We start from the raw sequence: 24,651 nt of genomic DNA, 5'->3' as shown, positions 1-24,651 counted from the left end.
ACATGACGACCACAAGATCGCCCCTCAAGGATGAGCCGGGTTGGGCGACACATACGCCATTTCCGAATTTCGGTAAAGTGGAATCTTTTTGAGTATTGGGATTGACGACGCCGCGACACACGAGGCCAAATCATCCCTTCGGCCGCACCGGCGTCCCATCGGCCATGAGGGTCACGCCCTTCCGCTCGACGATCATCGCGTAGGCCCGCGGCTGGCGGTGGACGTCGAAATTGAAGGTGGTGCGCTTGTAGGAATTGCAGAGGTCGAGATCGCAGCGCGCCAGCGCGATCTCGTCGCCCTTGGTCGTGCATCTCGCGACGATCTCGCCGGAGGGCGCGATGATGCAGCTTCCACCGATATGGTCCACGCCCTCCTCGACGCCGGCCTTGGCGACGCCGACCACAAAAGTGCCGTTCTGGTAGGCGCCGGACTGCATCACCAGATGATTGTGGAACAGCGAGAGATCGTCATGCTCAGGCGCAGGCGGATTGTGCACCGGCGTGTTGTAGCCGATCATCACCATCTCGACGCCCTGCAGGCCCATCACCCGGTAGGTCTCGCTCCAGCGGCGGTCGTTGCAGATCGCCATCCCCATCACGCCACCGAACACCTCGGTCACGCCGAAACCGCTACCCGGCTCGAAATAGCGCTTTTCCAGATGCTGGAATTCGCGCCACGGCTCGTGTTCTGCGTGGCCGGGCAAATGGACCTTGCGATACCTGGCGACGATCGTGCCGCTCTGGTCGACCAGGATGGAGGTGTTGTAGCGCCTGACAATTCCAGCCTCGATCGTCAGCTCGGCATAGCCTAGATAAAATCCGATGCCGATCTCGCGAGCGAGATCGAACAGCGCCTGAGTCTCCGGCCCCGGCATCTCGCGCTCGAAAAAGCTGTCGATCTCCGCCTGATCGTCGAAATACCAGCGCGGAAAGAAGGTGGTCAGCGCGAGCTCGGGATAGACGATCAGGTCGCAGCCATTGGCCCTCGCCTGGCGCATCAGGGCCATCAGCCGCGCCACGACTTCGGTCCTCGTCTCGGTCCTCGCGACCGGGCCAAGCTGGCCGGCCGCGACATTCACAAATCTCGCCACGAATCTTTCCTTCGTCCGCTTCCCGGATCACGTCGCGGCAGAGCCTATCGCGCGACGCGCCGCGCGCACAGCCTCGGTGTCCGGCAGGGTGCCCAACCGAGAGGCAGCCCTACCGTCACGGGGGAAGCGCCGACTATGGCTTGTGATTTAACGCATACACATCGCGCGGAAACGCCCTCACAGCGCGCGACTTACCATCCCGCCGAGGCTGAGACAGGCGCGTTAAAGAACATCGTCTGATCGCGCGCCGCCATGCGCGATGGCTGGCGTCGATGGTGCCGCTCCGCAATGCGCTTGTTCGGAACGGTCCGCGCCACTTCCTTCGGCGTCGCGGCAGGCTGCGTCACCATCGCAAAAGCTTGGCGCGGGCTCTCCTGCGTCGGGATCGCGTTTACGACGGCAGGTACGGAGGTCGGCGGAACCGCCTCGGCCTTGGACAGGGAAATTTGCCGTACCCTGGTATCAAGCACGATCTTCTCGGGCCAGACTTGCGCAGAATGAACGCGCGCAATCGATCGATCCGGACCCGTCCCGGCGGCCGCGCTCACGGGGCCACCCATGTAGTGATCTGCAAGGAACAGGAGGGCGAGCAGAGCGCCGCCGATGAAGACGAAATAGCGGATGAGCGGCATGGGTCCCTCGATCGCCTCGTTGTCGAGGTCCCTGCAGCAACGGGAAGGAGTGGCAATCGTTCCGGAGCGTCCTCGAAGCAATCGCGCCCGGCGGAGAACCAGATCTGCTCCCTCAGCCCGCGCGCTGGCATTCTCCTTGCTGCACGACAGTCAATCCCTCAGATCCGCAGTGGGTCTGTCTCAAAGTGAGGCGATTGCCATGCAGCCGACGTACCGTTTCGAAGCGACCATGCCGACCCAGCTCCACGCCCTGATCTCCGATCTGCGTTGGCGCATGCAGATGATCGACGCCGACATTCTGGACGAAGAGCGGAGAGCTGGAATCTCCGATCCCAAAAACCTCGCCTACCCCATGCTCGCGCAGAACCTGAGGGCCCGGCGCGACAATATCCAGGTGAGTATCGCAATTCTCGAAAGCCGGCTTGAAAAGCAGTCGCCCGAGTGGCCGCGCGCTGCCTGACGCGCACGATCTGGGCGATAGCTCGAGCCGCACCCCGATACCGCGAGGGAACTCGCGTTGCCCATCTGCAACGGTTCCCTGCCGTCTGAAGCCGGACAAAACAAACTCCCATTCCGGCCACGAACCGCTCTCACAACGCCGTGAGACTAGCAGGGGAACGACGATGCGTGCACAACGCGTTTGGAAAGTGAACGGGGCCGCCAGCATCGGGCAGCTTCAATCGAGACTGGACGATCTCAACAAGCGTCTCGGTCAGCTCGAAAACCAGCATCCGGAGAGCTGGAAGGTCGAAGAACTCAGATCGAGCGCGCTCAGGCTGTCGCGCGAGATCGACGACATCCGCTGCGCCGAAGCGACGGCGGCACTGAGCGAGTTGCTGCGGAAATAGCCGGCGTTTGCGATTCGCCTGGCGCGCAAGGAACCAACGTTGGCCCCCGCCATTGCCATGCCGAGCATGGAGCAAAATCATGACTAGGCACCTGACGCGGACCTATCTCGCCCGCGGGGTGGCCGGCGCGGTGTCCACGCTGGTCCTGTGCGCGGCGACGGCATTCACCATCGCGCGCCATTTCGCGCTGTGAGGTAATTCGCATGACGTCCGACCCCGAGGAATCGGTAAGGCTGCAAGGCTTCGGCGAGATGACGTTGCGCACGGCCATCACGACGCTGATGCTGCTTGCGCCGCGCGAGCGGGTGGACACCGCCATCTTCCGTGTCCGCGACGGCGAGCGACTGGCCACGAGCGAGATCGCCGAACTCGCGTCGAGCTGGGGCATCGAGCCGACGGTTCACGTCAGGTCCCCGCGACTCGTCCCAGACCGGCACTGGCCGGAAATCGTTCGCGGCATGGTGCGCGAGGCGCCGTTGCCGTCGCTGATGGTGGCATTCATGCTCGGTGTGCTGGTGGCGAGGCGGTAGTCCCCCGACCTGCCGTGCCGCGCCGCTCCATCAGTGCCGGCGAGCCAAGGGCGCTTTCTGCCGCCGCAAGCGCCCTTCTTGGACACGAGCTTTGGACCCGAGCCGCTATTACGTGAACATGAAGTAATCGCTGTGAAGGTTCGCGACCGTGGACCCCTTGATCAGGATTGTATCGTGGCTGTCCAGTGTGACCAGGACATCCGAACCCTGCTGGGTCATGTGAAGATCGTTGAAACTTGCAGCAAGCAAAGAGCTGACCGAGATCTTGTCCGTGCCGGCGGAGGTATCGGTGTTGAAGCTGTAGACCGTGTCATTGCCGCCCTGATAGGCTACCGTGCCGCCATTGGTGGAGCGGAAGTAGAACGAATCGTTGCCCGTGCCACCGGCAAGATTCAAGTTGTCGGCATAAGCATAGACTTCGTGGGCCCCGCTGGTGTGCGTATATTCGCGCATCGTCAGGTTGCCGCTAAGATCCATCGTATCGGTGCGGATATCACCGGTCCCATCCTGGCTGTAATAGTCGACAGCACGGGCGCCGCCAGCCTCGATGAGCGTGTGGTTGAGGATCGCACCGGTGCTGGAGTAGTTGGAGATTTCCTTGCTACCATCTGAATTGTGCTTTTCCAGATAATCGTAGCTGCCGTCGGAGTGGAAGCGTTCGACGAGCGTTAGGTTGCCGCCGTCGTCGTTGGCTTGATGCGTCGAGGTGTAGGACTGCCCGGTGATTTGATAGACATAGGCATCCGACGAGCCGTCCTTGTGAAGAACGCTGTCCTTGATCAGCACACCGCCCGTATAGGATTTATTCTCTGCGCTACCGTCCACGTTGGCCGTGTACTCGGTCAGCTTGTAGCCGGCCAAGGTGTCGTAGGTGGCGGTGGTGGTGCCGGTCGAGGTGACCGAGACCTCCGTGCTCAATTTGCCGGTGCTGGTATAATAGTCGTAGAGCTTCGAACCATCCGCGTGGTAGGCCGCCTTGTAGTCGTAAGTGCCGTCGGAGTGGAACCGTTCGACAAGTGTTGCATTGCCGCCGGCGTCACTGGCTTGATGGGTCGAAGTGTAGGACTGCCCGGTGATTTGATAGACATAGGCATCCGAAGAGCCATCCTTGTGAAGGACGTTGTCCTTCGTCAGCACACCATTGGTGTAAGTCTTGTTCTCAGCGCTGCCGTCTGCATTCGCAATGTAGTCCGTGAGCTTGTAGCCCGTCGCTGTGTCATACGTAGTTGTCGTGGTGCTGGTCGATGTGATGGCCACTTCGGAGCTGTGAAGCCCTGAGCTCGTATAGTAGTCGTAGACCTTGGAGCCATCCGAGTTGTAAACCACCTTGTACTGATAGCTGCCGTCGGCGTGGAAGCGCTCGACCAGCGTCACCTTGCCGCTCGCGTCGCTCGCCTGATGGGTCGTCGTGTAGGACTGGCCCGCGATATTGTAGACGTAGACCTCGGACGCCCCGTCCTTGTGACGGACGTTGTCCTTCATCAAAGCGCCGTTTGCATAGGCCTTGTTGTCGGCGCTGCCGTCCACGTTTGCCGTATAAACGCTGAGCTTGTAGCCCGTCGTCGCATCATAGGTCGTTGTCGTGGTGCCAGCCGACGTGATGACCACTTCGGAGCTGTGAGCTCCCGTGCTCGTATAGTAATCGTAGACCTTGGAGCCATCCGAGTTGTAAACCACCTTGTACTGATAGCTGCCGTCGGCGTGGAAGCGCTCGATCAGCGTCACCTTGCCGCTCGCGTCGCTCGCCTGATGGGTCGTCGTGTAGGACTGGCCCGCGATATTGTAGACGTAGACCTCGGACGAGCCGTCCTTGTGACGGACGTTGTCCTTCATCAAAGCGCCGTTTGTATAGGCCTTGTTGTCGGCGCTGCCGTCCACGTTTGCCGTATAAACGCTGAGCTTGTAGCCCGTCGTCGCATCATAGGTCGTTGTCGTGGTGCCGGCCGACGTGATGACCACTTCGGAGCTGTGAGCTCCCGTGCTCGTATAGTAATCGTAGACCTTGGAGCCATCCGAGTTGTAAACCACCTTGTACTGATAGCTGCCGTCGGCGTGGAAGCGCTCGATCAGCGTGACCTTGCCGTTCGCGTCAGTCACCTGGTGGGTCGTCGTATAGGACTGGCCGATGACATTGTAGACGTAGACCTCGGACGAGCCGTCCCTGTGAAGGACGTTGTCCTTCATCAACACGCCGTTTGTATAGGCCTTGTTGTCGGCACTGCCGTCCGAATTGATCGTATGAACCTGGAGCTTGTATCCGGTCGCGGGATCATAGGTGGTCGTGACCGTGCTGGAAGACGTCACGCTGATTTCCGTGCTCAGCGCACCGGTGCCGCTGAAGTAATCATAAACCTTGGAACCGTCAGTGTTGTACACAGCCTTGTACTGATAGCTGCCATCGGCGTGGAAGCGCTCGATCAGCGTGACCTTGCCGCCCGCATCGTACGCAGTGTGATCTGACGTGTAGGATTGGCCGGTAATGCCGTAGTGATAATAGTCGAGCCGCCCGTCGGTCTGCGCAATGCTTTTCGAGGTGATCGCACCGCTGCTGCTGACACCCCAAACGATGGTCTCGGTAAGGGAACCGCCGGCGTCAAAATCCTGCTCCTTGATCCAGCCGCTGCCGCTCCAGGTGACGGAGAAGGAATAACCGCCGTCGATCTTCGACAGGAGATCGCCATAGCGGGCAATGACGTATTGCATGGTCTCGGACGACGAGACGGCCAGAACATGCGAGTCGCTCAAGGTCACCTTTTCCAGTCCGGCGGCGCTCACCAGAGTGTCCATCTGAGCGACGAAGTCGGCCGATGTCATCGTGAGGTCGTAGTCCACCGTCGTCGGGACTTCGGCCGCTGCGGAAGGCGCGCCGACTTCGATCACCAACGGGTGATCGCTGAGCCCGATCTGGATCGTGCTGGTGTTGTAATACACCGCAATCGGGTCGGTACCTGTCAGCGGATCATAAACGTAAATGACACTTTCCACCTGCCCGAGACGAACGGTAACGGAAGTTTCCGGCGTCGTGATTTCGGTCTGGGTCGCATTGTCCCATACGAGCGTATCGGCCCATACGACGAGATCGCTGACGCCGCCTGACTTGTTCATCAGCATCGTATGAGTGTTGCTGGGCGCATTGGAAAGCGTATAGCTCAGATCCGAGCCGGTATGAGAGCTGCCGTCGTCACCGTGGCTCAAGATGGTCGTCAGATTGTGGAGGGCGACAGCGGCTTCCTTAGGCGTTCCATCAACATGGAAGAGACCGAACGAGGCTTCCTTTTCGCCGCGAGACGCCGAGGATGGCGAGTCAAACAGCTCGTAAAGATAGGTGGCGGAGGATCCGTCTTCATACGCCAGAAGCAGATTGGAGAGGACAAGCTTCGCCTGCGCGTCTTCGTTTACGCCGATGCCGGTGACGCTCGACAATGTCGTATAGCCGGTCTCCGTCACAATGACCGGATCGTTCGTCGAAATATCCTGCGCCAGACCGAGATCGTCTTCGATCTGAGCGTCAGCAAGCGCGCCTGTCTGCACATAGACGTGGGCATTCGCCGCGTCCGAATAGGCGCTCATGTCGCCGACTACAGCGTTCGTCGCGTCGGTCTGGTATCCGATACTGAAGTTGACGACGGTGACGTCGCTGAGAACACCGTTGGCCTTCACAGCGGTATAAAGAGCCTCCTGAAACGCTGCTGCGCCTTCAAGCGAGGTCAGTCCGTTGTAGGAAAAGGTGTTCAGGTTGGCTTCGTTGATGCCTTCGATGGACGACAGAGCGCCCGGGTGCTCCGTCGCGAACTCCGCAAGAGAAGCGATGTAGCTGGCCAGCCCGCTGCTGCCCGACTCGGGCAGCGTGTAGCTGACGCGAAAATCGAAAGAGATACCTGCATTGGCAAGCGCGTCGACGACGGCATTTGCATGCCCGATTGCGCTGTAAGAGTCGCGAACGTGACTGATGCCCAGATAGTTCAGGCTGCTGATGATCAGGCTGGAGTTTGTATATGCGTCGGTATAAGCGCCCGCATTGGTGTTGGCGCCGAGAGAATTCAAGAAACTCGACGCGCTGGTAACCGTCGTGTTTGACATGTAGAGCCCCATTGGTCGTGGAGCTCAGACTGGCAAGCTCTCCTAAGAAAACTCCCTTCATGAAAGCTAAAATTGTTCGGCTTTCGCCTAAATTTTCGGCTGTTCCCTACATCAGCGAGGATTCCATGCCCACATCAGGATGACGGTGGAAGGAACCACCAGAATTCACGTCCGCTCGCGCGAGATCGACGACATCAGCTGAGCCGACGCAACGGCGTCGTTAAGCGAGCTTCTGCGCAACTTGCCGGCGCCCGATCATTCGGCGTTACTCGGGAACCGGCCTCCCCTCGCCGCCAGTTCCATGCAGTGCATGGAACAAGATCATGACCATGCGAGCCCATCACGCACGCGGCGTCGCCGGCGCGGTGTCCACCCTGGTTGACGAGATGACGTTGCCCGCGGCGGTCGCGACGATGACGGTGATGGCGCTCGCGCGGCGCGAGCAACAGGAGGCTGCCATCTTCCGCGTCCGACGGCCCGCGTTTGGCCGCGAACGAGATCACTTCGCCTCGGATTGGGGCATGACGCCGATGGTGAAAGCCAGTTCGCCAAGCAGGTCCCGGAGCAGCGCTGAGCGAACATCGCGCGCGGCATGGTGCGCGAGGCGCCGTTGCCGTCGCCGATGATGGCGTTCCTGGTGGGCGTGCTGGTGGTGCGACGGTAGTCCTCTGACCTACCGCGCAGCGCCGGACTATCTTTGCCGGCGAACGAAGAGCCATGCCGCGCGCACAAGCCGCCCCTGGCTTTTGTGCGTTATTATAGATACTTAGCTGTAAAAACGACTCGCGGAGGCTCCGTCTAGGTCAATCGGTTACAGCCGCGATGTAAACGGCCGGAACGGTTAGGGGGGTCACATCGGGAATTGAGTAAATCCAGGCAGTCATCGCGAAAACATTGACGATGAGCTTGGCATCCGCACCCGTCATCGAGCGAGGCGGCAGGTTCTCACATGAGCTGACTCACATGATCAAGCTCACCTTCACGGCTCAATCAGCGGACTATCGGCCAATAATCTACCTTTCGCGGAATGCGCGGTTCATCTGATCGCTGAATGGCTTTAGGAGATAGGAGGCCGCGGTGCGTTCCTGTGTGGATACAAACACTTCAGCGGGCATGCCCGGGACGAGCTTGAGCCCCTTCAGTTGGACAATCTCATCCTCGCTTGGAAGCAGCTTTATCTGGGTCAAATAGTACTCCTGACCGTTTGCCGGATCGCGCGCCGATGCTGGCGACACCATCGCCACCGTGCCCTTCAATTCCGGTGTCGTTGTACGATTGAAGGCAGTAAGCCTGATGCGGGCAGGCTGCCCTACTCTTACCTGATCGATGTCAGCCGGTGAGACTTTGATCTCGAATTTCAGTTCAGCGTTCTCCGGGACCACGGTCGCGATCTTGGCAGCCGGCGTGATGACGCCTCCCACCGTGAAGGCAAACAGTTCATTGATGTGGCCAGAAGCCGGCGAACGGATTTCGGTGCGAGAAAGGCGATCCTCGATCGCGAGCCGACGCTCGTGAAGCTCCGCGATTCGCGCGTCCACCGTGCGCAGCTCTTTCTGGGCTTCCGTGGCCGCGTTATGATCGACGGCAATGATTTGGACCCGAATCTCACTGGTCCGCACCTTGGCGCGAGCGATGCTTGCCTGAATTTCGCCGCGCTCCCCGAGCAGGCGCGCCGTATCACGGTGGGCTGCGTAAACGCGCTGATGTTCGACAATCTTGCGCTCGAACAGATCTTGCAGCTTGTCGCGTTCGGACATCACCAGCTTCAACTCCTCCTCCTTTGCGGCGAGGCGCGCTTCCATGCCCCTGATCTCCTCGCCGGTCTGGCCGATGCTCAGTTCGAGCTGCTCCTTCTGGCTGTCCCTGGCGATCTTGTTGCCGGTGAAGAGGCGGGTTTCACCGTGGATCACGTCGTCGGCAGTCCTCGAGAAGATGGCATGAAGATCCGACGGGATTTCAATGGCCGCCAAGTTGTCGCGTTCGGCTAGCAAACGCGCGCGGCGTCCAAGCGATTCGACGAGCTGGGAGCACACGATGAGAAGTTCCGCCCGGATCTGAACGTCGTCGAGGGTTGCCAGTATTTGTCCCTCACGCACGAACTCTCCCTGCCGAACCGCAAGCGTCTTGACGATGCCGCCGTCCCGATGCTGGACCTCCTTGAGGTTCTGGTCGACTTTGACGGAGCCCGGAGCAACGATGGCCCCCTCCAGCATCGCCATCGCGGCCCAGCCGCCGCAGCCGGCCACGAGCATTCCACTCAGCACCGTGCCAGCCAGGATACGTGGCCAGAGGCGAAAAGGCCTCGCGGCTACAGCCGGCCTGTCGGACCTGGCGGGTGCCGGAGCGGGCACGAAGTCGGAGGCATCGACATGCTTCATGGCTTGGTGTCCTTTACGAGTGAATGGCCGCGAACTGCAGATGGTGGTGACCGGAAATCTCGATAGTCAGGACGTCTTCCGGATCGGGGCGGTCGGCCACGTCAATGGCGGTATATTGACCATCCGCAAGGTCTTCGAAGCGGAAGCGAACCGCTCTGCCATGGCCGCTATTGTCGTCATCCGCGTAGACTTGTTCGAACAAGTCCTCGATCTGTTGCTGCGCGTCATCATCACCAAGAATGATCTGATAGCTTGCGACGACGATTCGGTCCCCGATCGTGAAGTCCGTGATCTTCCGTACCACGTCGCGACCGGGATCCTCATTGGACCCGCGCTGGAACTCAAAAACGTCGCGACCGGCGCCGCCCGTCATCGTCACGGAGGCGTCGGCGGACACGATGCGATCGTCGCCGGAACCCGCAATGATCTCCTCGAAACCCGCAATCAGGTCCTCGCCAATCCCGATGCCTTGCGCTGTTCCGTTGCGCAGATCGATGGTGACGTTCAGCGCGGTCGCCGAATAATCCAGCGTGTCGTAACCCGAATTTCCGTCATAATTGTCAGGAGCCGCATCGGCGGATGCGACCACATGATCGTCGCCCTCCCCACCCCTGACGATATCGGCACCGGCGCCATCCGAAATGGAGTCGTTGTCCGAGCTTCCAACCAGAACGTCATCACCGGCACCTCCCGTGATCACGTCGTCGCCGGCCCCGCCGTCGATCGATGCTGCGGTCGTGCCCGCACCGAGAATGTCATCGCCGGCGCCCCCGACAACGACCTCGAACCCGGCGATGCTGTCCACACCAATGTCTTCACCGACCACACTGCCGGTGCTGAGGTCGACGACAATGCTGCGCACGGCCGACGAATAGTCCAGCGTGTCGGTCCCGTTGCCGCCCTCGAACGTGTCGCTTGTCGCATCGGCCGAAGCCAGGACGCGATCTTCGCCCTCCCCACCCTTGACGATGTCGGCCCCGGCGCCGTCTGAAATGGAGTCGTTGCCTGAGTTTCCAACCAGAACGTCATCACCGGCACCTCCCGTGATCACGTCGTCGCCGGCCCCGCCGTCGATCGATGCTGCGGTCGTGCCCGCACTGAGAATGTCATCGCCGGCGCCGCCGACAACGACTTCGAACCCGGCGATGCTGTCTGCACCAATGTCTTCACCGACCGCACTGCCGGTGCCGAGGTCGACGACGATGCTGCGCTCGGCCGACGAATAGTCCAGTGTGTCTGTCCCAATGCCGCCCTCGAACGTGTCGCTTGTCGCGTCAGCCGAAGCCAGGACGTGATCGTCGCCTTCGCCACCCATGACGACGTCCGAGCCCGCTCCATCGGCAAGCGTGTCGTTGCCGGCGTTGCCGGTCATGACGTCGTTGCCCGCGCCTCCGGCCAATACGTCGTTTCCGGTGCCGCCCGACATCTGGTCATTGCCCGCACCACCATCGAGCGTGTCGTCGTTCTCATCTCCCTGAAGAAAATCGTTTCCAGAGCCCGCCAACAGGATGTCACGCCCTGCGCCGCCTTCGATGTGGTCGTCGCCATCTTCGCCGTAAAGTGTATCGTTGCCGGCTTCACCGAAAATTCTGTCGTTGCCGGCGCCGCCGAATACGATGTCGTTGCCGGCGCCCGCGAATACAATATCGTTACCTGCGCCCGCGTAGACGACGTCGTCGCCCGCGCCGGCCAAGATGTGATCGTCGCCATCGCCCGCGAATATCTTGTCGTTCCCCTCGCGGGCGTCGATGTTGTCGTTGCCGCCGAGCGCGATAATGGTATCCGCACACTTGGTACCAAGCAGATTGTCGTCGCCTTCGGTCCCGATGATCGGTGGCGCCTCGACGACATTGAAGGATGCGGTCTGAACCACGAAATCGCTGCCGTCGCTGACGGCGTAAGTCAGAGTGACTTCGCCGAGCATGCCGCGGTCGTGCGCGAACTCCCAGCCGCCGTCCTCAGTCCGCGTCAACGTGCCGGACGAGGAGGACAGGCCGACCACGGTGAGACGATCGCCGTCCGGATCGGTGGCGCCCGCCAGCAGCGCCATGATGGTGATGGTGAGCGCCTGACATCCGGCCACATCGGGCAGGTGGACCGGGCCGGAAAGCCGCGGCGCGCGATTGCGGATATCCGGCGCCGGACCTGGAGGATCGCGCGTATTGTTGGGCTTGTCGCCGCCGCCTCCACCCCCGCCTCCGCCGCCACCGCCACCGCCACCGCCATTCGGAGCATCGGGGCGGTCAGGAAAGCGTCTGTCGCTGGCGCTCCTCGGCGTTTCGCCGCCGAAATCGGTGTCGAGTTTCGGCTGCGAGGTGCGCGCCAGTGCGATGACGTCACTGGACCCAAACGCAACGGCTTCCTCGTCCGGGCGGGCTGAAATCCGTACCGCTTCAGTCTTGCCGGACGTTTTTGGAGCCATCTCGACATCACCGGGCTCGGCTTCCGAATCGGCGACGGCGTCGTCCTCCTTGATGGCCTGCTCCTCAGTATCCGAGCTGTGCGGCGGCCGGTGATCATCGTGCTCCGCCAGCGTCGCCGGCAGGAAGCTCTTCAGGTAGGCAGTGCAGGAGCCGACGATCAGCAGAAAGATGAGCGGCACGAAACGACGGCGCCGATCCTCCTTCTCCTCGTAGTCCTCACGGTCGGGCCCGGTCTCGCTGGTTTGCCGCTTGGTGGCCTGAATGTTGATCATGCGGGCCTCCTCATCTGGGATTCGGTCTCACGGGTTTCGGTAGCCGCCGTCGGCTGCAGGACCGGGGTCATGATGTCTTGCTTCTTGCCGAATGCGACCATGCGGCCAGCTTGAACGATGGCGACGAGGTCGACTGCAACCAGCGCGCTTGGCCGGTGCGCGATCACGATGGCGATGCCGCCGCGGGCTCGTATGCTCTCGATCGCGGCCGTCAGCGCCGCCTCTCCCTCTCCGTCGAGATTCGAGTTCGGCTCGTCCATGACGACGATGAAGGGATTGCCATAGAGCGCGCGTGCCAACGCCACCCGCTGCCGCTGGCCAGCGGATAGCGCGCAGCCTTGAGGTCCAAGCCTGGTGCGATAACCGTCCGGCATCCGGACGATCATGTCGTGGACGCCAGCCGCTTTCGCAGCCTCTATAACCTTACGGTAGTCCGGATCCGGCTCGAGACGGCAGATGTTGTCCTGGATGGTGGCATCCATCAGGGCGATCTCCTGCGGCAGATAGCCGATATGTTTGCCGATCTCGTCCTCCCGCCATTGCGAAAGATCTGCGCCGTCGAGCCGGACGCTGCCGCGCAGCACTGGCCAAATCCCGGTCAACGCCCGCACCAGCGTGGTCTTGCCGCCGGCGCTGGGGCCGATGATGCCGAGCGCCTGGCCGGCCTCGAGCTCGAAGCCGACCTCGCTCAGCACGACTTGACCTGATCCCGGCACCGCGACCGTGATCTTGTCGACCGAGAGACGCTCGGTCGGCTCGGGGAGTTGCATGGGTTCATCGGCGGCAGCGAGCGCCACAACGGTGTCACGAAGCCGATGATAGGCCATGCGCGCGGCGATGAAGGATTTCCAATTGCCAATCGCGAGATCGACGGGAGCAAGCGCCCGGGCAGAGGCCACCGATACTGCGATGATCGTGCCGGCGGACAGTTCGCCTTTGATGGTGAGATAGGCGCCGAGACCGAGCAGCGCCGACTGGAGCACCATGCGCAGCACGCGCGACACCGCAGCGAACGAGCCGGTTATGTCGTTGGCGCGGGTCTGGAGCTCGAGATGCTCCCCGTTGGCCTCGTTGAAGCGGCCCACGGCACGGCCCGCGAAGCCCATCGCCTTGAGGACTTCGGCATTGCGCGCATTGCAGTCCGCAATGCCATTTCGCGCGATCGCAGATTTTCGTAAATTGACGGCGAGCCGCTTGGTCATGATCTCGCTCACGACCGTGAGCACGACGAGAACGAGGGCGCCAGCTACGGTCAGTGCGCCCAGCATCGGATGCAGGACATAGATGAAGGTGAGGTAGATTGGCATCCACGGCAGGTCGAACAGCGCCGAAGGACCCTGGCTGCCGAGGAAGCCGCGGACCGTATCGACATCGCGACCGCGCTCGAGCGCCTCGGAGGTCGAGAAGCCGAAGCGCGGCATGTCGATCGCGACCCGATGCGCCAGCGGTGCAATCTTGCGGTCGATCCGAGCTCCGACCCGCACCAGTACCTGGGAGCGAACTACGTCGAAACAGCCCTGGAACAAATAAAGCCCGATCGCAAGCGTAGAGAGTACCAGCAGCGTCGGCACGCTGCCGCTGGTCAGAGCCCGGTCGTATATCTGCATCATGTAAACCGAGCCGGTCAACGCCAGCACGTTGATCATGCCGGAGACCATGAAGAGGAAGAGAGCAACGCCTCGCAGGCCCTGCGTCAATTCCCTGAGCCGGCGGCGTTTCGCAGCGGTAAGTTCTTTCGATTTCGCCATTGGGTGTGAAGCCGTCTGGTCGGAGGAATCTGAGGGGAGCGAGAGAGACGGGACGGGGCCAATCCCGTCTCTCGGCGGCCGCGACTACAGCGTGGTGTTCGCGGTCGCAACGTTCTGGTGTCCGGCGATCTCGATCTTGAAATCGGCGGCCGTGTTGCCGTCCACGTTGCCCTGGACGATGGTGAAGTCGCCGTCTGCCCGGGTTTCATAGGTCACCGCGAGCTGTCCGGCCGCGGTGAAGGCTGCACCCGTAACCAGCGTGAAGCCCTGGTCTCCGACGACCGAGTAGTCGGCGTCGATGCCGCTGAGGTCGAGCCGGTCGCCAGGCTCGAAGCCGACGATGGTGTCACCGTTGGCCGCTGCCACCGAGTTGAACTTGAAGATGTCGTTGCCGAGACCTCCGTTCATCACGTTCACCGAGTTGCTGGCGACGATGGTGTCGTTGCCGGATCCGGTGTTGACGTTCTCGACTCCCCAGAGCGTATCGTTGCCGGTCTGGGAGCTCATCGCCGTTCCGTTCGACATCGGTCCGGAGCCCAGGTTGACGTAGGCGTTTGCGGTGATTGCCGACATGTCGAGCGTATCGATGCCGCTGCCGCCGTCGCTATCGTCGCCGAAATACGCGTCGTTGCCGTCGCCGATCTCGGCCACAATCAGATCGTTGCCTGCACCGCCGAACACCGTATCGTCACCCGCGCCGGCATTGATCAGGTCATTGCCGCCATCGGCGAAGATGCGATCCACTCCCGCGTCGGTGTAGACAATATCGGCACCGTCGCCGGCGAATACCTGGTCGTCGCCGGCCCCCGAGAGGATCACGTCGCGCCCGGCGCCGCCGTTCACGAAGTCGGCGCCCTCGCCGGCCGAGATCGAGTCCGCACCAGCATTGCCGACCAGGACGTCATCGCCGGCGAAGCCCACGATATTGTCGTCCCCGCCAGCGCCGGTGAGAACGTCGGTCTGCGGCGTACCCGCCAGGACCATCGCGGCGATCGGCGGCGCCGTGTCGGTACCATCGCCCGTGCCTGTACCTGTACCTGTACCTGTACCTGTACCTGTGCCTGTGCCTGTGCCTGTCCCTGACCCGGCATCGTCGCCATCGTCGTCACCATCGTCGTCGCCGCCGGAACCGGTGTCATCTCCATCGTTGTCGTCGTCATCATCGTTGCCCGCATCGTCACCGTTCCCGGTTCCGGTGCCTGTTCCTGTTCCCGTTCCGGTACCAGTGCCAGTGCCGGTACCAGTGCCACTGCCGGTCTGGATGGTCGCGAACACGTCTTCCGAAAGATTTGCAAGACCGGTGTTGCGCGCAATGATTGCACCGAAGCCTTGCTCCTCGACGGTCTGATAGAAGTCGAGGTTCTCGACGCGATCGAGATAGTACAGGCGATCGCCTTCCTGGAGGCGATCGAGTTGTTCGTGAAGCACGACCCACATGGTCTGGCCGACCACGCCGCCATTGATGTGCTTCTCCGCGAGCCCGCCGACGAACAGGTCGACGCGATCGATGCCTTTCACGGTATCGTGGTTCGGACCGGTGAGTTCGATACCGGGATTGATCGCCTGGAATGCGGCAATGTCCCCGGCCGCCAGCACGAGATCCGGGTAGGCCTGCTTGAACTGCGCGATCAAAGCATCGCTCAGATTGTTGCGGGTCTGGAAGTCTTCCCAGGAGGTGTAGGGCGTGAGGTTGCCGCCTGCGAAACCCACCGCTTCCTGAACGTACGGGTCGGCAGAGGCCATCAGGTCGGCGCGGATCTGGTTCATCGAGCCGATGCCGACGTCCCATTCCCGCGCCACGTCGAAGGCGAACACGTCCGCGCTGATCCGTACGAGATCGTTGCGCACGGCATCCACGATGTTGACGTCGACCGCTTCGGCCGCCTGCAGGACGCTGCCGCCGAGGATGGCACCAACACCAAGCTGTTCGTAGCCAGGCTTCGGCACGTAGCCCGGAGGCAGCGTGTTCACGAACGCACTTGCATCGTTGGTCGGGTTGAGGAAGGCGTCGAACAGGTTGACCTGGGTCGGTTGACCCTGGGCATTCAGCACCGTCATCGTCTGACCGATCAACGAATGGCCGAACCGGTAGGCTGCCGTAGCGAACTCATGGCTGACCCGGGCATCGACCTCTGGATGATAGCCGTCGAAGCCGTGGTCGCCGTCGCCGCGCATTCCGCCAAGGAGATGATCGGCGAACTCGGTATAGACCACGCGTTGATACTCGGCCTCGTTGACGATCTTGGCCGCCTGGAACAGTTCCTCAGCTGTGCCGGTGAAGCCGGCGGCCAGAAGCCCGTCCACATGGAAGTTGTGGTTGCGAGCCCAGATGGTGTGGATCGAAGTCAGCGCGATATTCTCGTTGGCCCTTCCGTCACCGGCCACATAGTGGTCGAGAAGGCTCATGAAGGGATTGGTGTCGAGCAGCAGCGGGAAGCCGCTGTTCATGAAGTTGTTGACCATCGCAGGCAGCATCGCGTCGTCGATGACACCGCCGTTAACGAGGCCCGGGAAGTAGTCGCGGAATGCGACGTGGTGGTCGCCGGGCAGCGAGTCCGCCGTGAACACCGTGTTGTTGGCCCAATGGTGCAGAATGACTTCCCGCAGCGTGGGCAGCAGGTTGAAGTCCGGGTTCGACGGGTCCGGTCCGCCGGCGAGCAGCCGGCCCGTGAAGCCGCCGTTGCCATCGCCCTCCCGCAACAGCTGGCCGACCAGTTCGTCGGAGCCGTAAGCCTGGTTCTGGTCGACAAAGGGCGAGGTCTTGTTGAGGTGCTGGGGCACGCCATCGGCGTCAATCCCGGCAACCGTGCCGCGGGTCAGATCGGCGGGATTGTCCGTGCCCGGCGCGTGTCCGGTCCCGGGCGCGCCAATCTGGAGCGTGCCATTGCCGCCCTTGCCGAGGAAGTCGAGGCCGTGGTCGAAGTACTGACCGAACGCCGTGAACAGACTGTTGACGCCGGACGCCTCTTTCGGAAGCCCAGCCTCCTGGGTGCCGAGCGCGTTGCTGATCGCGCGAGGATCGAGCCCGTTGAACAGCGGATTGATGGCGCGATTGCCGGTCGCCGGATCGTAGTCGCCGTAATGGGCGTCGGTGATGCGGATGAACGGCTGGTCTGCCGAACCGTAATTCGGATGCGCCAGGTTGTTGCCGGTGCCTTCCAGATCGCGGATGCCGACCGCGTCATTGTCCTCGCCGCCTTGGAGGCCGTTGACGAGGTTCTTCAGCGCCAGCACGTCGGAGGCGTTGAAGGTGATGCTGCCGCCGCCGGCCGGGTTGTCGTTACCGCCGCCACCGCCGTTGCCGCCGGAAGCGGGGATACCATCGGGGATGACTTCGTCCTGGGGACGAGCACCGATCATGACGTCGTCGTTACCGGTGGTATGGAAGGCAACGTGGTGTGCCGATCCCAGATTGGTCAGGTCGACGGTGGTCGCGCCACCTTGGTCGTTCACCGTGATGGTGTTGAACGAGAGGTTCGTCGGATTGAAATTTCCGATCGGAAGGACTGTATCTGTGCCAAGGCCGGTATTGATGACGATTTCTTCGATTTCGGAAAGTTCAGCAATGATGTTGGCGTTTGTCACCGCTCCGGCCACACCGTTGGTGTTGCGGGTAACGACGATTTCCGTTCCCGCACCGAGACCGATGAGACCTGCGTGAACAGCGCTGCTCTGAATGCCGTCGGCCGCATTGTTGTTCCAGTCGTCGGTGTTGGAATAGATCCTGTAGACTTCATTGGTGGCACTGCCGTTGACGATGAAGGTGTCGCCGAGCGCCCCCTCCGTCCCGCCGTTGACGACATCGCGGCCGTCGGGGGTAAGACCCAGCAGACTGGCGTTCCAGGTGATGGTGTCGTCGTCGGCACCACCATTCAGGATGTCGTTTCCGGTGCCTCCATTGAGGATGTCGTTGCCGTCTCCGCCGTTGAGCGTGTCGTTGCCTCCGTTACCGTTGAGCGTGTCTGCTCCGCCGAGACCGCTCAGGGTGTCGGCGAAGTTTCCGGCCGCCGCGGTGATGACGTTGTCGCTTGCGTTGCCGTTGCCTGCAAACGCCCCGTTGGCGGTGTTGGTCAGATTCTCGACGCCGGTCGTCAGCGTGTAGGCGGCAAGCGTCGTCTCCACCGTATCGACCCCGACTTCGAGTGCCGACTCGATCACCTGGTCGCCGGCGTTGTCGACGACGTAGATGTCGCTGTTGAGACCGCCGGTCATGATATCGGCGCCCGTGCCGCCATCGAGCCGGTCGTTGCCCACGCCGCCATTGAGGACGTCGACACCGCCGCCACCCGAGAGCGTGTTCGCCGCGGCGTTGCCGGTTATCGTGTCGGCATTGTTGGTACCAACGACATTCTCGATATTGGCGATCGAGGTGAAGCCACTTGCCGTTCCGGCGAGCAGATCCACATTCACCCCCGGACTGGCCGCAGCATAGGCCAGAGTATCGACACCTGCGCCGAGATCGGCTGTGACCGACTCTACGCTGGTCAGCGTGCTTCCCGACACGAGCGCAAGTGCCGAGCCAGCGAGCGTGACATTCAACGTGTTGTTACCCGCTGTGCCCCCGACGGCCAGCGTATCGGTGTCTGCGCCGCCGTTGATGGTGTCGGCGCCGCTGGCACCGGCGATGATGTTGAAAGTGTCGTTCCCCGCAAGCCCGGACATCACGTTCGCAGCTGCATTGCCGGTGATCACGTTGGCGAGCGCGTTGCCTGTGCCGTTGATCGCAGCGGTTCCCGTCAGCGTCAAGTTCTCGACGTTGGCGCCGAGCGTGAAGGTGACCGAGGATTGCACATTATCGGTGCCTTCGTTGACGAGCTCTGTCGCCGTATCGGCGCCGTTGTCGACGACATAGGTGTCGTCACCGGCTCCACCCGCCATCGCATCGGCGGCCGCTCCGCCGTCGAGTCGGTCGTTGCCCTGCCCTCCGTTGAGCGCATCCGTGCCGGCACCGCCGTTGATGACGTCATCCCCGTCGGATCCGTTCAGCGTGTCGTTGCCACCCCGACCGTTGAGGAGATTGGCCAGAATATTGCCGTTCAGGACGTCGTTGGTCGCGTTGCCGCCGACCTTGGCCGAATTCGCCGAGACGAAACTCTCTGCGAGGCCATCCTGGTCAACGTAGCTGACGGTGACCCGGAAGAAATTGAGATTTCCGGCCGGCACCGCGTAATTCTGCTGGTTCGCGGTGCCTGGGGCGAGTGTCCAGCCGTTCAGGCCATCGGTCGACTGCTCCCAGCGATAGGAGAAGCCGCCTGCCCCGGGCAGACCGTTGACGTCGACAATGCCGGAGCGGTCGGCCGTGAGAACGTTCTCGGCGCCCGTGATCGTCACCGAGCCGGTGGCGCGGCCGATGAAGACATCGACCGTGCCGTTCGGCAAGCCCGCCGCATCGCGGGTCGTGAAACGAGCAATTTCGATGTTGGCGAGGGTGTCGATGCCCTCGTCATCGAGCAACGGAATCCGCAGCCCGTCTGCGCCGAGTAGCGGAGCCACGACGTTGTCGGTCACGGTCACGGTGCCGTTGGCGTTGCGGGTGATCGTGAAGTCCGCACGGGCTCCGGCAAAGGTCGCCACGTCGACATCGGCTGCGCTGGCGCCATCCGATATGATCTCGCGGACAGCTTCGAGCTGGCCCGGATTGATTTCTCCGGTGCGCATCAGGTCGGCGAGCGATTTGCCGTCCCAGTCGGAATGGCCGGACCCAGTCACGATGCTTGTCAGACCGTCGACCGAGAACAGCACGGCGCCCGTGGGCCCCGTGGCATCTTTGGTCTGATGAACGGCAATGCGAACGTTGAGCCAGCGGTCGCCGTCGATCATGTCGTTGCCGGCGTTGCCGGTGATCACGTCACTGCCAGCACCGCCGAGCAGGATGTCGCCGCCGTTGGCCGGATCGAAGACTGTCGTGTCGGGGGCGAGGTCGCGGAAGTGCGCTCCGCCTGCGATCGCCGCAACGGTCGCCGCCGATTGGCCGAGCAAGCCTCCCGGCGCGAGCTTGATGAAGTCTTCCATGCCGCGGATCAGGTCGACGTTCTGCGACAGCAGCTGGCTATCGGTCGCAGGTCCCCCGACCGGGCCGGTTCCGACACCGACCGCGCCGACCGGCGCGGTGGTGCCGATCAGGGTGTCGTTGTGCTTCCAGCCCGAGGCGCCTTCGACGGAGTCGTTGCGGTCGCGGAGCGTCAGCGCGGTTTGAGTGAGGAAGCGCGAGATCCCGAGGTCGATAATGCCATTGGTCTCGTCGCCCTTCTGGATCGACCAGTCGAACCCCAGCATGCCGTTGTTGCGCTGAATGCCCGCACCCTGAACCATGATGTCATCGCCGGACTCACCGTCATAGTCGGTGTCGTTGCCCTGGCCGTCGAGAATGTCGTGGCCGATGATGGGCGAATCGAAGAACAGGTCAGAGTTTTCACCGGAAAGGCTATCGAAGCCCTCGCCGCCTTCGAGCCAATCGTCGCCTTCATTGCCCATCAGGCCGTCGGGCGCAGTACCGCCGAGGATAAAGTCATTGCCGGGCCCGGCAAACACTTCCTTCGTGTCCGTCACGCCCATGATGAAGTCGCTGCCCTCGCCGCCGAACAGCAGATCGATGCCCTGGTCAGCTACAATGACATCGTCTCCCGCCTCGCCGCGGAGGAAGTCGTCGCCGAACGGATCCTCGATGATATCGTCGCCATCTCCGCCGAAGACCTGGTCGGACTCCATGCCGGCGTTGAGGTAGTCGTTGCCACCGTCGCCCCAGAGCGTGTCGATGCCCTTGTCGCCGATCAGGCGGTCGTTGCCCTCGGTGCCGCCAAGCGCGACATGCTCGCCGCCCGAGAATTTAAGCACGCCGCCGTCCAGGATTGGCTTGCCATCGGCATCGAACACGGGGTTACCGTTCACGATCCGGGCAGTCCCCTCGATACGCAGCACCTTGGGATCAATCGCCTGCAGGAAGGGATCATCGTGGGTTGGATCGAGGTCGCTGCGGTTGAGCGGATCGGTCTGGTCGCGGGAGGAATCGCCGCTGTAATTCTCCTGACCCGCAAACCGGTCGAGTTCCAGGATCATGTCGGTGGTCGACATCAGGACGCCCGGCAGATGGGTCGAATGAAGATCGCCGAGATCCGTGTTGCGCATCACCAGATCGGTGAAGGTGTTGGGTTCGAGCAGGTTGAGCAGGTTCATGCCCTGCGTGCGGCTCAGGTAGTAGAAGCGGTCACCGTTCTGCAGGTGCTCGAGCTGATACTCGAAGATGAAGTTGAACGTCGAGCCCAGTTGGCCGCCGAACTCGTTGAGTTCCTCGGCAAGGCCGCCGATCCACAGATCGATGTGGTTGAGACCGCCAAGGCTGTCATCATTCGGTCCCGTGCCGTCGGCTGCGTAGGCACCGGTGGCATTGAGGAAGTCGAGCCGATCGGCCGCCAATGGATCCGACGCGTGGATCGTGTGCGCCGGAACCGGCGGGTTCATGTTGGCGTTGGCCGGCACGTCCTGGTCGGTGCCGAGCACCAGCACCATGGCGGCCGCGCGTTTGCCTTCTGAGGTGGTTTCCGCCTCGATCAGCGGATGCGTGCCGTAGGCGGCGATGAAGTTCACCACCGACAGCGGATGCTTGATGTGCTGGGCGAAATCGGTCCAGCTGACGTAAGGTTTGACGTCGGCTGCGCCGGTCATCGCGTAGATTTGAGCGCGCGTCTCGTTGAGCGGCGGGATACCGGTCTCTCGTCCGCGGGCGATGTTGAGGGCCGGGAGATCGAGGGGCAGGCCGAGCAGATTGTTGCGCAAGGCTTCGACGACGAATTCGTCGATCTCGTTGCCGACCTGACGAGACATGCCGCGGATCAACGCGCCGGTGGCGGTCTCATCGCTGAGGCCGTCGGGAGTGATGCCGCCCGCGGTGAATTCGATCGGATTGAGGAAGGCTTTGATCAGGGTGACCTGCGCCGCGTCGTCTGCGTTCGGGGTGTCGCTGTTGACCAGCGACAGATCGTTGTCGAGACGGTCGACCGTGTCGGTCAGCATGGAGTGGCCGAAGCGATACACGGTGTGTGCGAATTCGGCGATGATCGTCGGGTTGAGATCGGCGGAATTGGTGAACACGAACGGATCGACGTTCGGCTGGATGCGCCGGGCGAATTCCTCGAACACCAGATGCTGATACTGCATCTCGGTGACAAAGCGGGCCGCCTGGAACAGACGCTCGCCATCCCAATTCAACGCGTCGATCGCGGCGTCCTTGAGCGCAGCATTCGGCTCGGCCAGGATGGCATCGAGCTCGGCCTGGGAGATGCCGTTGCGGACGCCGTTGATATCCGGCGCCATCCATTCATTGACCACGGCCGCGCTCGCCGAGGCGATGATGGTGTCCTTGTTCACCTCGACCAGACGGTTATGCTCGGAATGGAAGATGGTGTGGACAGCAGTGAGGCCAATATTCTCGTTGCCGCGGCCGTCGCCGGTGACGAAATGAAGGTCGAGCAGCTCGTTATCGTAGACGAGGTTATGGCCCTGATTGTCCATCGGAACGGAGTTGCCGACGACTTGTGCGTCGACGCCCGTATCGGGATCGACGTCGTCCGGCCGCAACTGGCCATTGACGATGACCGGGGCCGCCGTATTGGCGATGTCGTTGAGGAAAGCGTGGCCGGTGCCGACGGTGTGGACTGAGAACGAGGTCGCGCCGGCGTGCGGCGTAAAGCTGGCGGGCAGGTCTGCCAGCGTAATGTTATGGAGGTCGAGGCCCCCTGCCTTACCCTCGACGGTCATCAGGGTCGTGAAGGTCTGGGCGCCGACCACCTCGGTTACGGTCACCATGACCTGGGCGTAGCCGTGCGCTCCAGGCTTGAAGCGACCGTAGGCATCGACCACCAGCTGGGGCACGTCGAGCACGTCGGCATCGTTGAGCATCAGGCCGAGCTTCGTCGCTGCCTGGGCTTTCACCTCGGACCAATTGGCGATGCCGCCATGAGCGCCGTTGAGCAAATGACCGGTGTTGGCCGCAAACGAATCCGCGACATTGTCGCCATTCGAATCGACGGTGAACTTGTATTCGCGCAGGAAGACCTGATGCGAGGCGCTGGAAGTATAAGTTTGGTTCTGGTCGACGAACGGCGTCGTGGTGTTCTGCGACTCGGTGCCGTTCGGGTTCGGGTTGCCGTTCGCGTCGAACGGCGTGGTGCGCGACAGCGTCATGAAGCGCAGCTCGGGCGGAAGGTCGTCCGCGGTGCCGAGGATGTGGTCAGCGCCCGCGATCAGCGGATCGTCTGCCTGCAGCGGCATGTAGATAGTGCCGTTACCACCCTTCGTCACAAGGTCCAGACCGTGGTCGAAGAACTGGCCGAAGAAGGCCATCCAGGCGCTGTTGGGCGGGGAAAGGCCGATGTCCGGAGACCGGTTCTCGATCAGAAGCGAACCATCCGGCGAAATCTCGAGGCCGTTGTCCTGCAGCGCAGCGACAAGGGCCGCGGAAGCGCCGGCCGCGGTGGTGCCTTGCTCGGCCGCCACCAGCGCCGCGAGGTTCGACGTCGCCATGGCGGAATATCCAGCCACATCGACCTGCGCCTGGAGGATCTGGGCGAATTCGGAAAACGACAGTCCGTCGCCGAGCGCTGCGGAATAGCCGCTCAGCGCGGTGTCCATCGCGGTCAGTGCCGTCTGCAGGGTCGCGGCCTTGTCGATGTCGGATTGTGCGACGCCGGTTGCGGATTGCAGCGCGACGACGACGGCATCTTGCGCCAACTTGGCCGTATGAGCGGCCGAAGCTGCGTCGCCGACCGCCGCCTGGTCGGCCGGGTCGAACGAATTGTCGTTCATGCCGTTGCGAAACTCGACCAGCTTGGCGAGCACGTCGGCCATGCCGTTATTCACCGCCAGGGCCGAGACGTCAGCGGCGACATAAGCGCCGTGGGTGGCGCTGTTGCCCGCAGCCGCGATCGCCGCGGCACGCGCCGCCAGGATCGAGTCGGCGGCCGCGTTCGGGTCGGCGGCGCCCACCACCTGGAGCGCGGCGACCAGCGCGGAGCGATTGGATAGGGTCTGATCCACGATCAAGTTGGAGATGATGCGCGGATCGGCATCGGCCACACTGTGCGGGTTGACGAATGCACCGGGAGCCACCGGGACCGCGGGATCATAATTGGTGTTGGTCACGAACAGGCCGTTGGGAAAACCCGGGGTTCCCGGAGGAACCAGCATCATGGTGTCGCCGTCAGCCTCGTTGATGTAGACCGGGGTTAGCAATCGCGGGAATATCTCGTCGGCAGCGCCGACCTGACTCTGCCCCGGCAAAAGGTGATTGAAGCTGCCGTCCACAGTGCGCAGTCCGATCGGCAGCAGCGCCGCGTCCTGACCGATGATATCGACCAGGCTCTCTCCCGCAACATTCCGTTCAGCTACCTTGATCTGGTCCAGGATCTTGGTGAGGTCGGCGAGGTTGACGACGAAGCTGGTGCTCATGACTGGATCCCCTGCTGCTCAGGAACGTTTGCGATGCGCCCACTAAGGCCCGCAAACGATCAGAGAGGTAGGGGACAAGGTCCCAGCTTCGTCGGGACTGAAGCCGGGGTGATTGCTCGGACCTTGGTCTCATCGCGCGGCGACGTAGGTCGATAGCAAGCCACAAGCCCGAAACCATTGTTGCTTGCCTCGTACCGGCGTTCCTGC

The 24,651-nt window shown here is 62.2% G+C and carries 10 protein-coding genes; 3 read left to right on the top strand and 7 right to left on the bottom strand.

Annotated elements, in window-relative coordinates:
• Positions 1–130 precede the first annotated feature (130 nt).
• Positions 131–1,090: an N-carbamoyl-D-amino-acid hydrolase gene (locus OC450_RS05955; protein ID WP_211386726.1), complete on the bottom strand. Its 960-nt coding sequence runs from the start codon at positions 1,088–1,090 to the stop codon at positions 131–133.
• Between the two features lie 191 nt (positions 1,091–1,281).
• A complete protein-coding gene (locus OC450_RS05950; protein WP_211386727.1) occupies positions 1,282–1,722 on the bottom strand; it encodes a hypothetical protein in 441 nt (146 codons plus the stop codon).
• Between the two features lie 199 nt (positions 1,723–1,921).
• Between OC450_RS05950 and OC450_RS05945 the strand changes: the two genes are divergently transcribed.
• The 3 genes from OC450_RS05945 to OC450_RS05935 all read left to right on the top strand — a co-directional run bounded on the left by OC450_RS05945 (position 1,922) and on the right by OC450_RS05935 (position 3,100).
• Entirely contained in the window at positions 1,922–2,182 is a 261-nt protein-coding gene (locus OC450_RS05945) for a hypothetical protein (protein WP_211386728.1), read from the top strand.
• Between the two features lie 163 nt (positions 2,183–2,345).
• Complete coding sequence (locus tag OC450_RS05940) at positions 2,346–2,570, top strand: hypothetical protein (protein ID WP_211386729.1); 225 nt, start codon at positions 2,346–2,348, stop codon at positions 2,568–2,570.
• A gap of 203 nt (positions 2,571–2,773) precedes the next feature.
• Complete coding sequence (locus OC450_RS05935; RefSeq protein WP_211386730.1) at positions 2,774–3,100, top strand: hypothetical protein; 327 nt, start codon at positions 2,774–2,776, stop codon at positions 3,098–3,100.
• 108 nt (positions 3,101–3,208) lie between these two features.
• On the opposite strand, the gene OC450_RS05930 is transcribed toward OC450_RS05935, so the two are convergent.
• The 5 genes from OC450_RS05930 to OC450_RS05900 form a co-directional block, all read right to left on the bottom strand.
• A complete protein-coding gene (locus OC450_RS05930) occupies positions 3,209–7,180 on the bottom strand; it encodes a hypothetical protein (protein WP_256807957.1) in 3,972 nt (1,323 codons plus the stop codon).
• Between the two features lie 1,013 nt (positions 7,181–8,193).
• Complete coding sequence (locus tag OC450_RS05925) at positions 8,194–9,558, bottom strand: HlyD family type I secretion periplasmic adaptor subunit (RefSeq protein WP_262047452.1); 1,365 nt, start codon at positions 9,556–9,558, stop codon at positions 8,194–8,196.
• A gap of 13 nt (positions 9,559–9,571) precedes the next feature.
• Entirely contained in the window at positions 9,572–12,253 is a 2,682-nt protein-coding gene (locus tag OC450_RS34315) for a cadherin-like domain-containing protein (RefSeq protein ID WP_315986376.1), read from the bottom strand.
• Complete coding sequence (locus tag OC450_RS05905; protein ID WP_211386734.1) at positions 12,250–14,001, bottom strand: type I secretion system permease/ATPase; 1,752 nt, start codon at positions 13,999–14,001, stop codon at positions 12,250–12,252. The genes OC450_RS34315 and OC450_RS05905 overlap by 4 nt, the downstream gene beginning before the upstream one ends.
• Positions 14,002–14,085: 84 nt before the next feature.
• Positions 14,086–24,444, bottom strand: coding sequence for a peroxidase family protein (locus OC450_RS05900; protein ID WP_262047451.1), 10,359 nt, complete (start codon positions 24,442–24,444; stop codon positions 14,086–14,088).
• Between the last annotated feature and the right edge of the window lie 207 nt (positions 24,445–24,651).

Source organism: Bradyrhizobium sp. Bra78 (assembly GCF_024519855.1).
In the GTDB taxonomy this organism is placed as follows: domain Bacteria; phylum Pseudomonadota; class Alphaproteobacteria; order Rhizobiales; family Xanthobacteraceae; genus Bradyrhizobium; species Bradyrhizobium japonicum_G.
The sequence above is the reverse complement of the archived record's forward strand: the minus strand, read 5'-3'. Positions and strand labels throughout refer to the sequence as shown.

Bases quoted from the DNA above. Each gene is read 5' to 3' on its own strand.
- OC450_RS05950 (WP_211386727.1), bottom strand. From the start codon at position 1,722: ATGCCGCTCATCCGCTATTTCGTCTTCATCGGCGGCGCTCTGCTCGCC.
- OC450_RS05945 (WP_211386728.1), top strand. From the start codon at position 1,922: ATGCAGCCGACGTACCGTTTCGAAGCGACCATGCCGACCCAGCTCCAC.
- OC450_RS05940 (WP_211386729.1), top strand. From the start codon at position 2,346: ATGCGTGCACAACGCGTTTGGAAAGTGAACGGGGCCGCCAGCATCGGG.
- OC450_RS05935 (WP_211386730.1), top strand. From the start codon at position 2,774: ATGACGTCCGACCCCGAGGAATCGGTAAGGCTGCAAGGCTTCGGCGAG.
- OC450_RS05930 (WP_256807957.1), bottom strand. From the start codon at position 7,180: ATGTCAAACACGACGGTTACCAGCGCGTCGAGTTTCTTGAATTCTCTC.
- OC450_RS05925 (WP_262047452.1), bottom strand. From the start codon at position 9,558: ATGAAGCATGTCGATGCCTCCGACTTCGTGCCCGCTCCGGCACCCGCC.
- OC450_RS34315 (WP_315986376.1), bottom strand. From the start codon at position 12,253: ATGATCAACATTCAGGCCACCAAGCGGCAAACCAGCGAGACCGGGCCC.
- OC450_RS05905 (WP_211386734.1), bottom strand. From the start codon at position 14,001: ATGGCGAAATCGAAAGAACTTACCGCTGCGAAACGCCGCCGGCTCAGG.
- OC450_RS05900 (WP_262047451.1), bottom strand. From the start codon at position 24,444: ATGAGCACCAGCTTCGTCGTCAACCTCGCCGACCTCACCAAGATCCTG.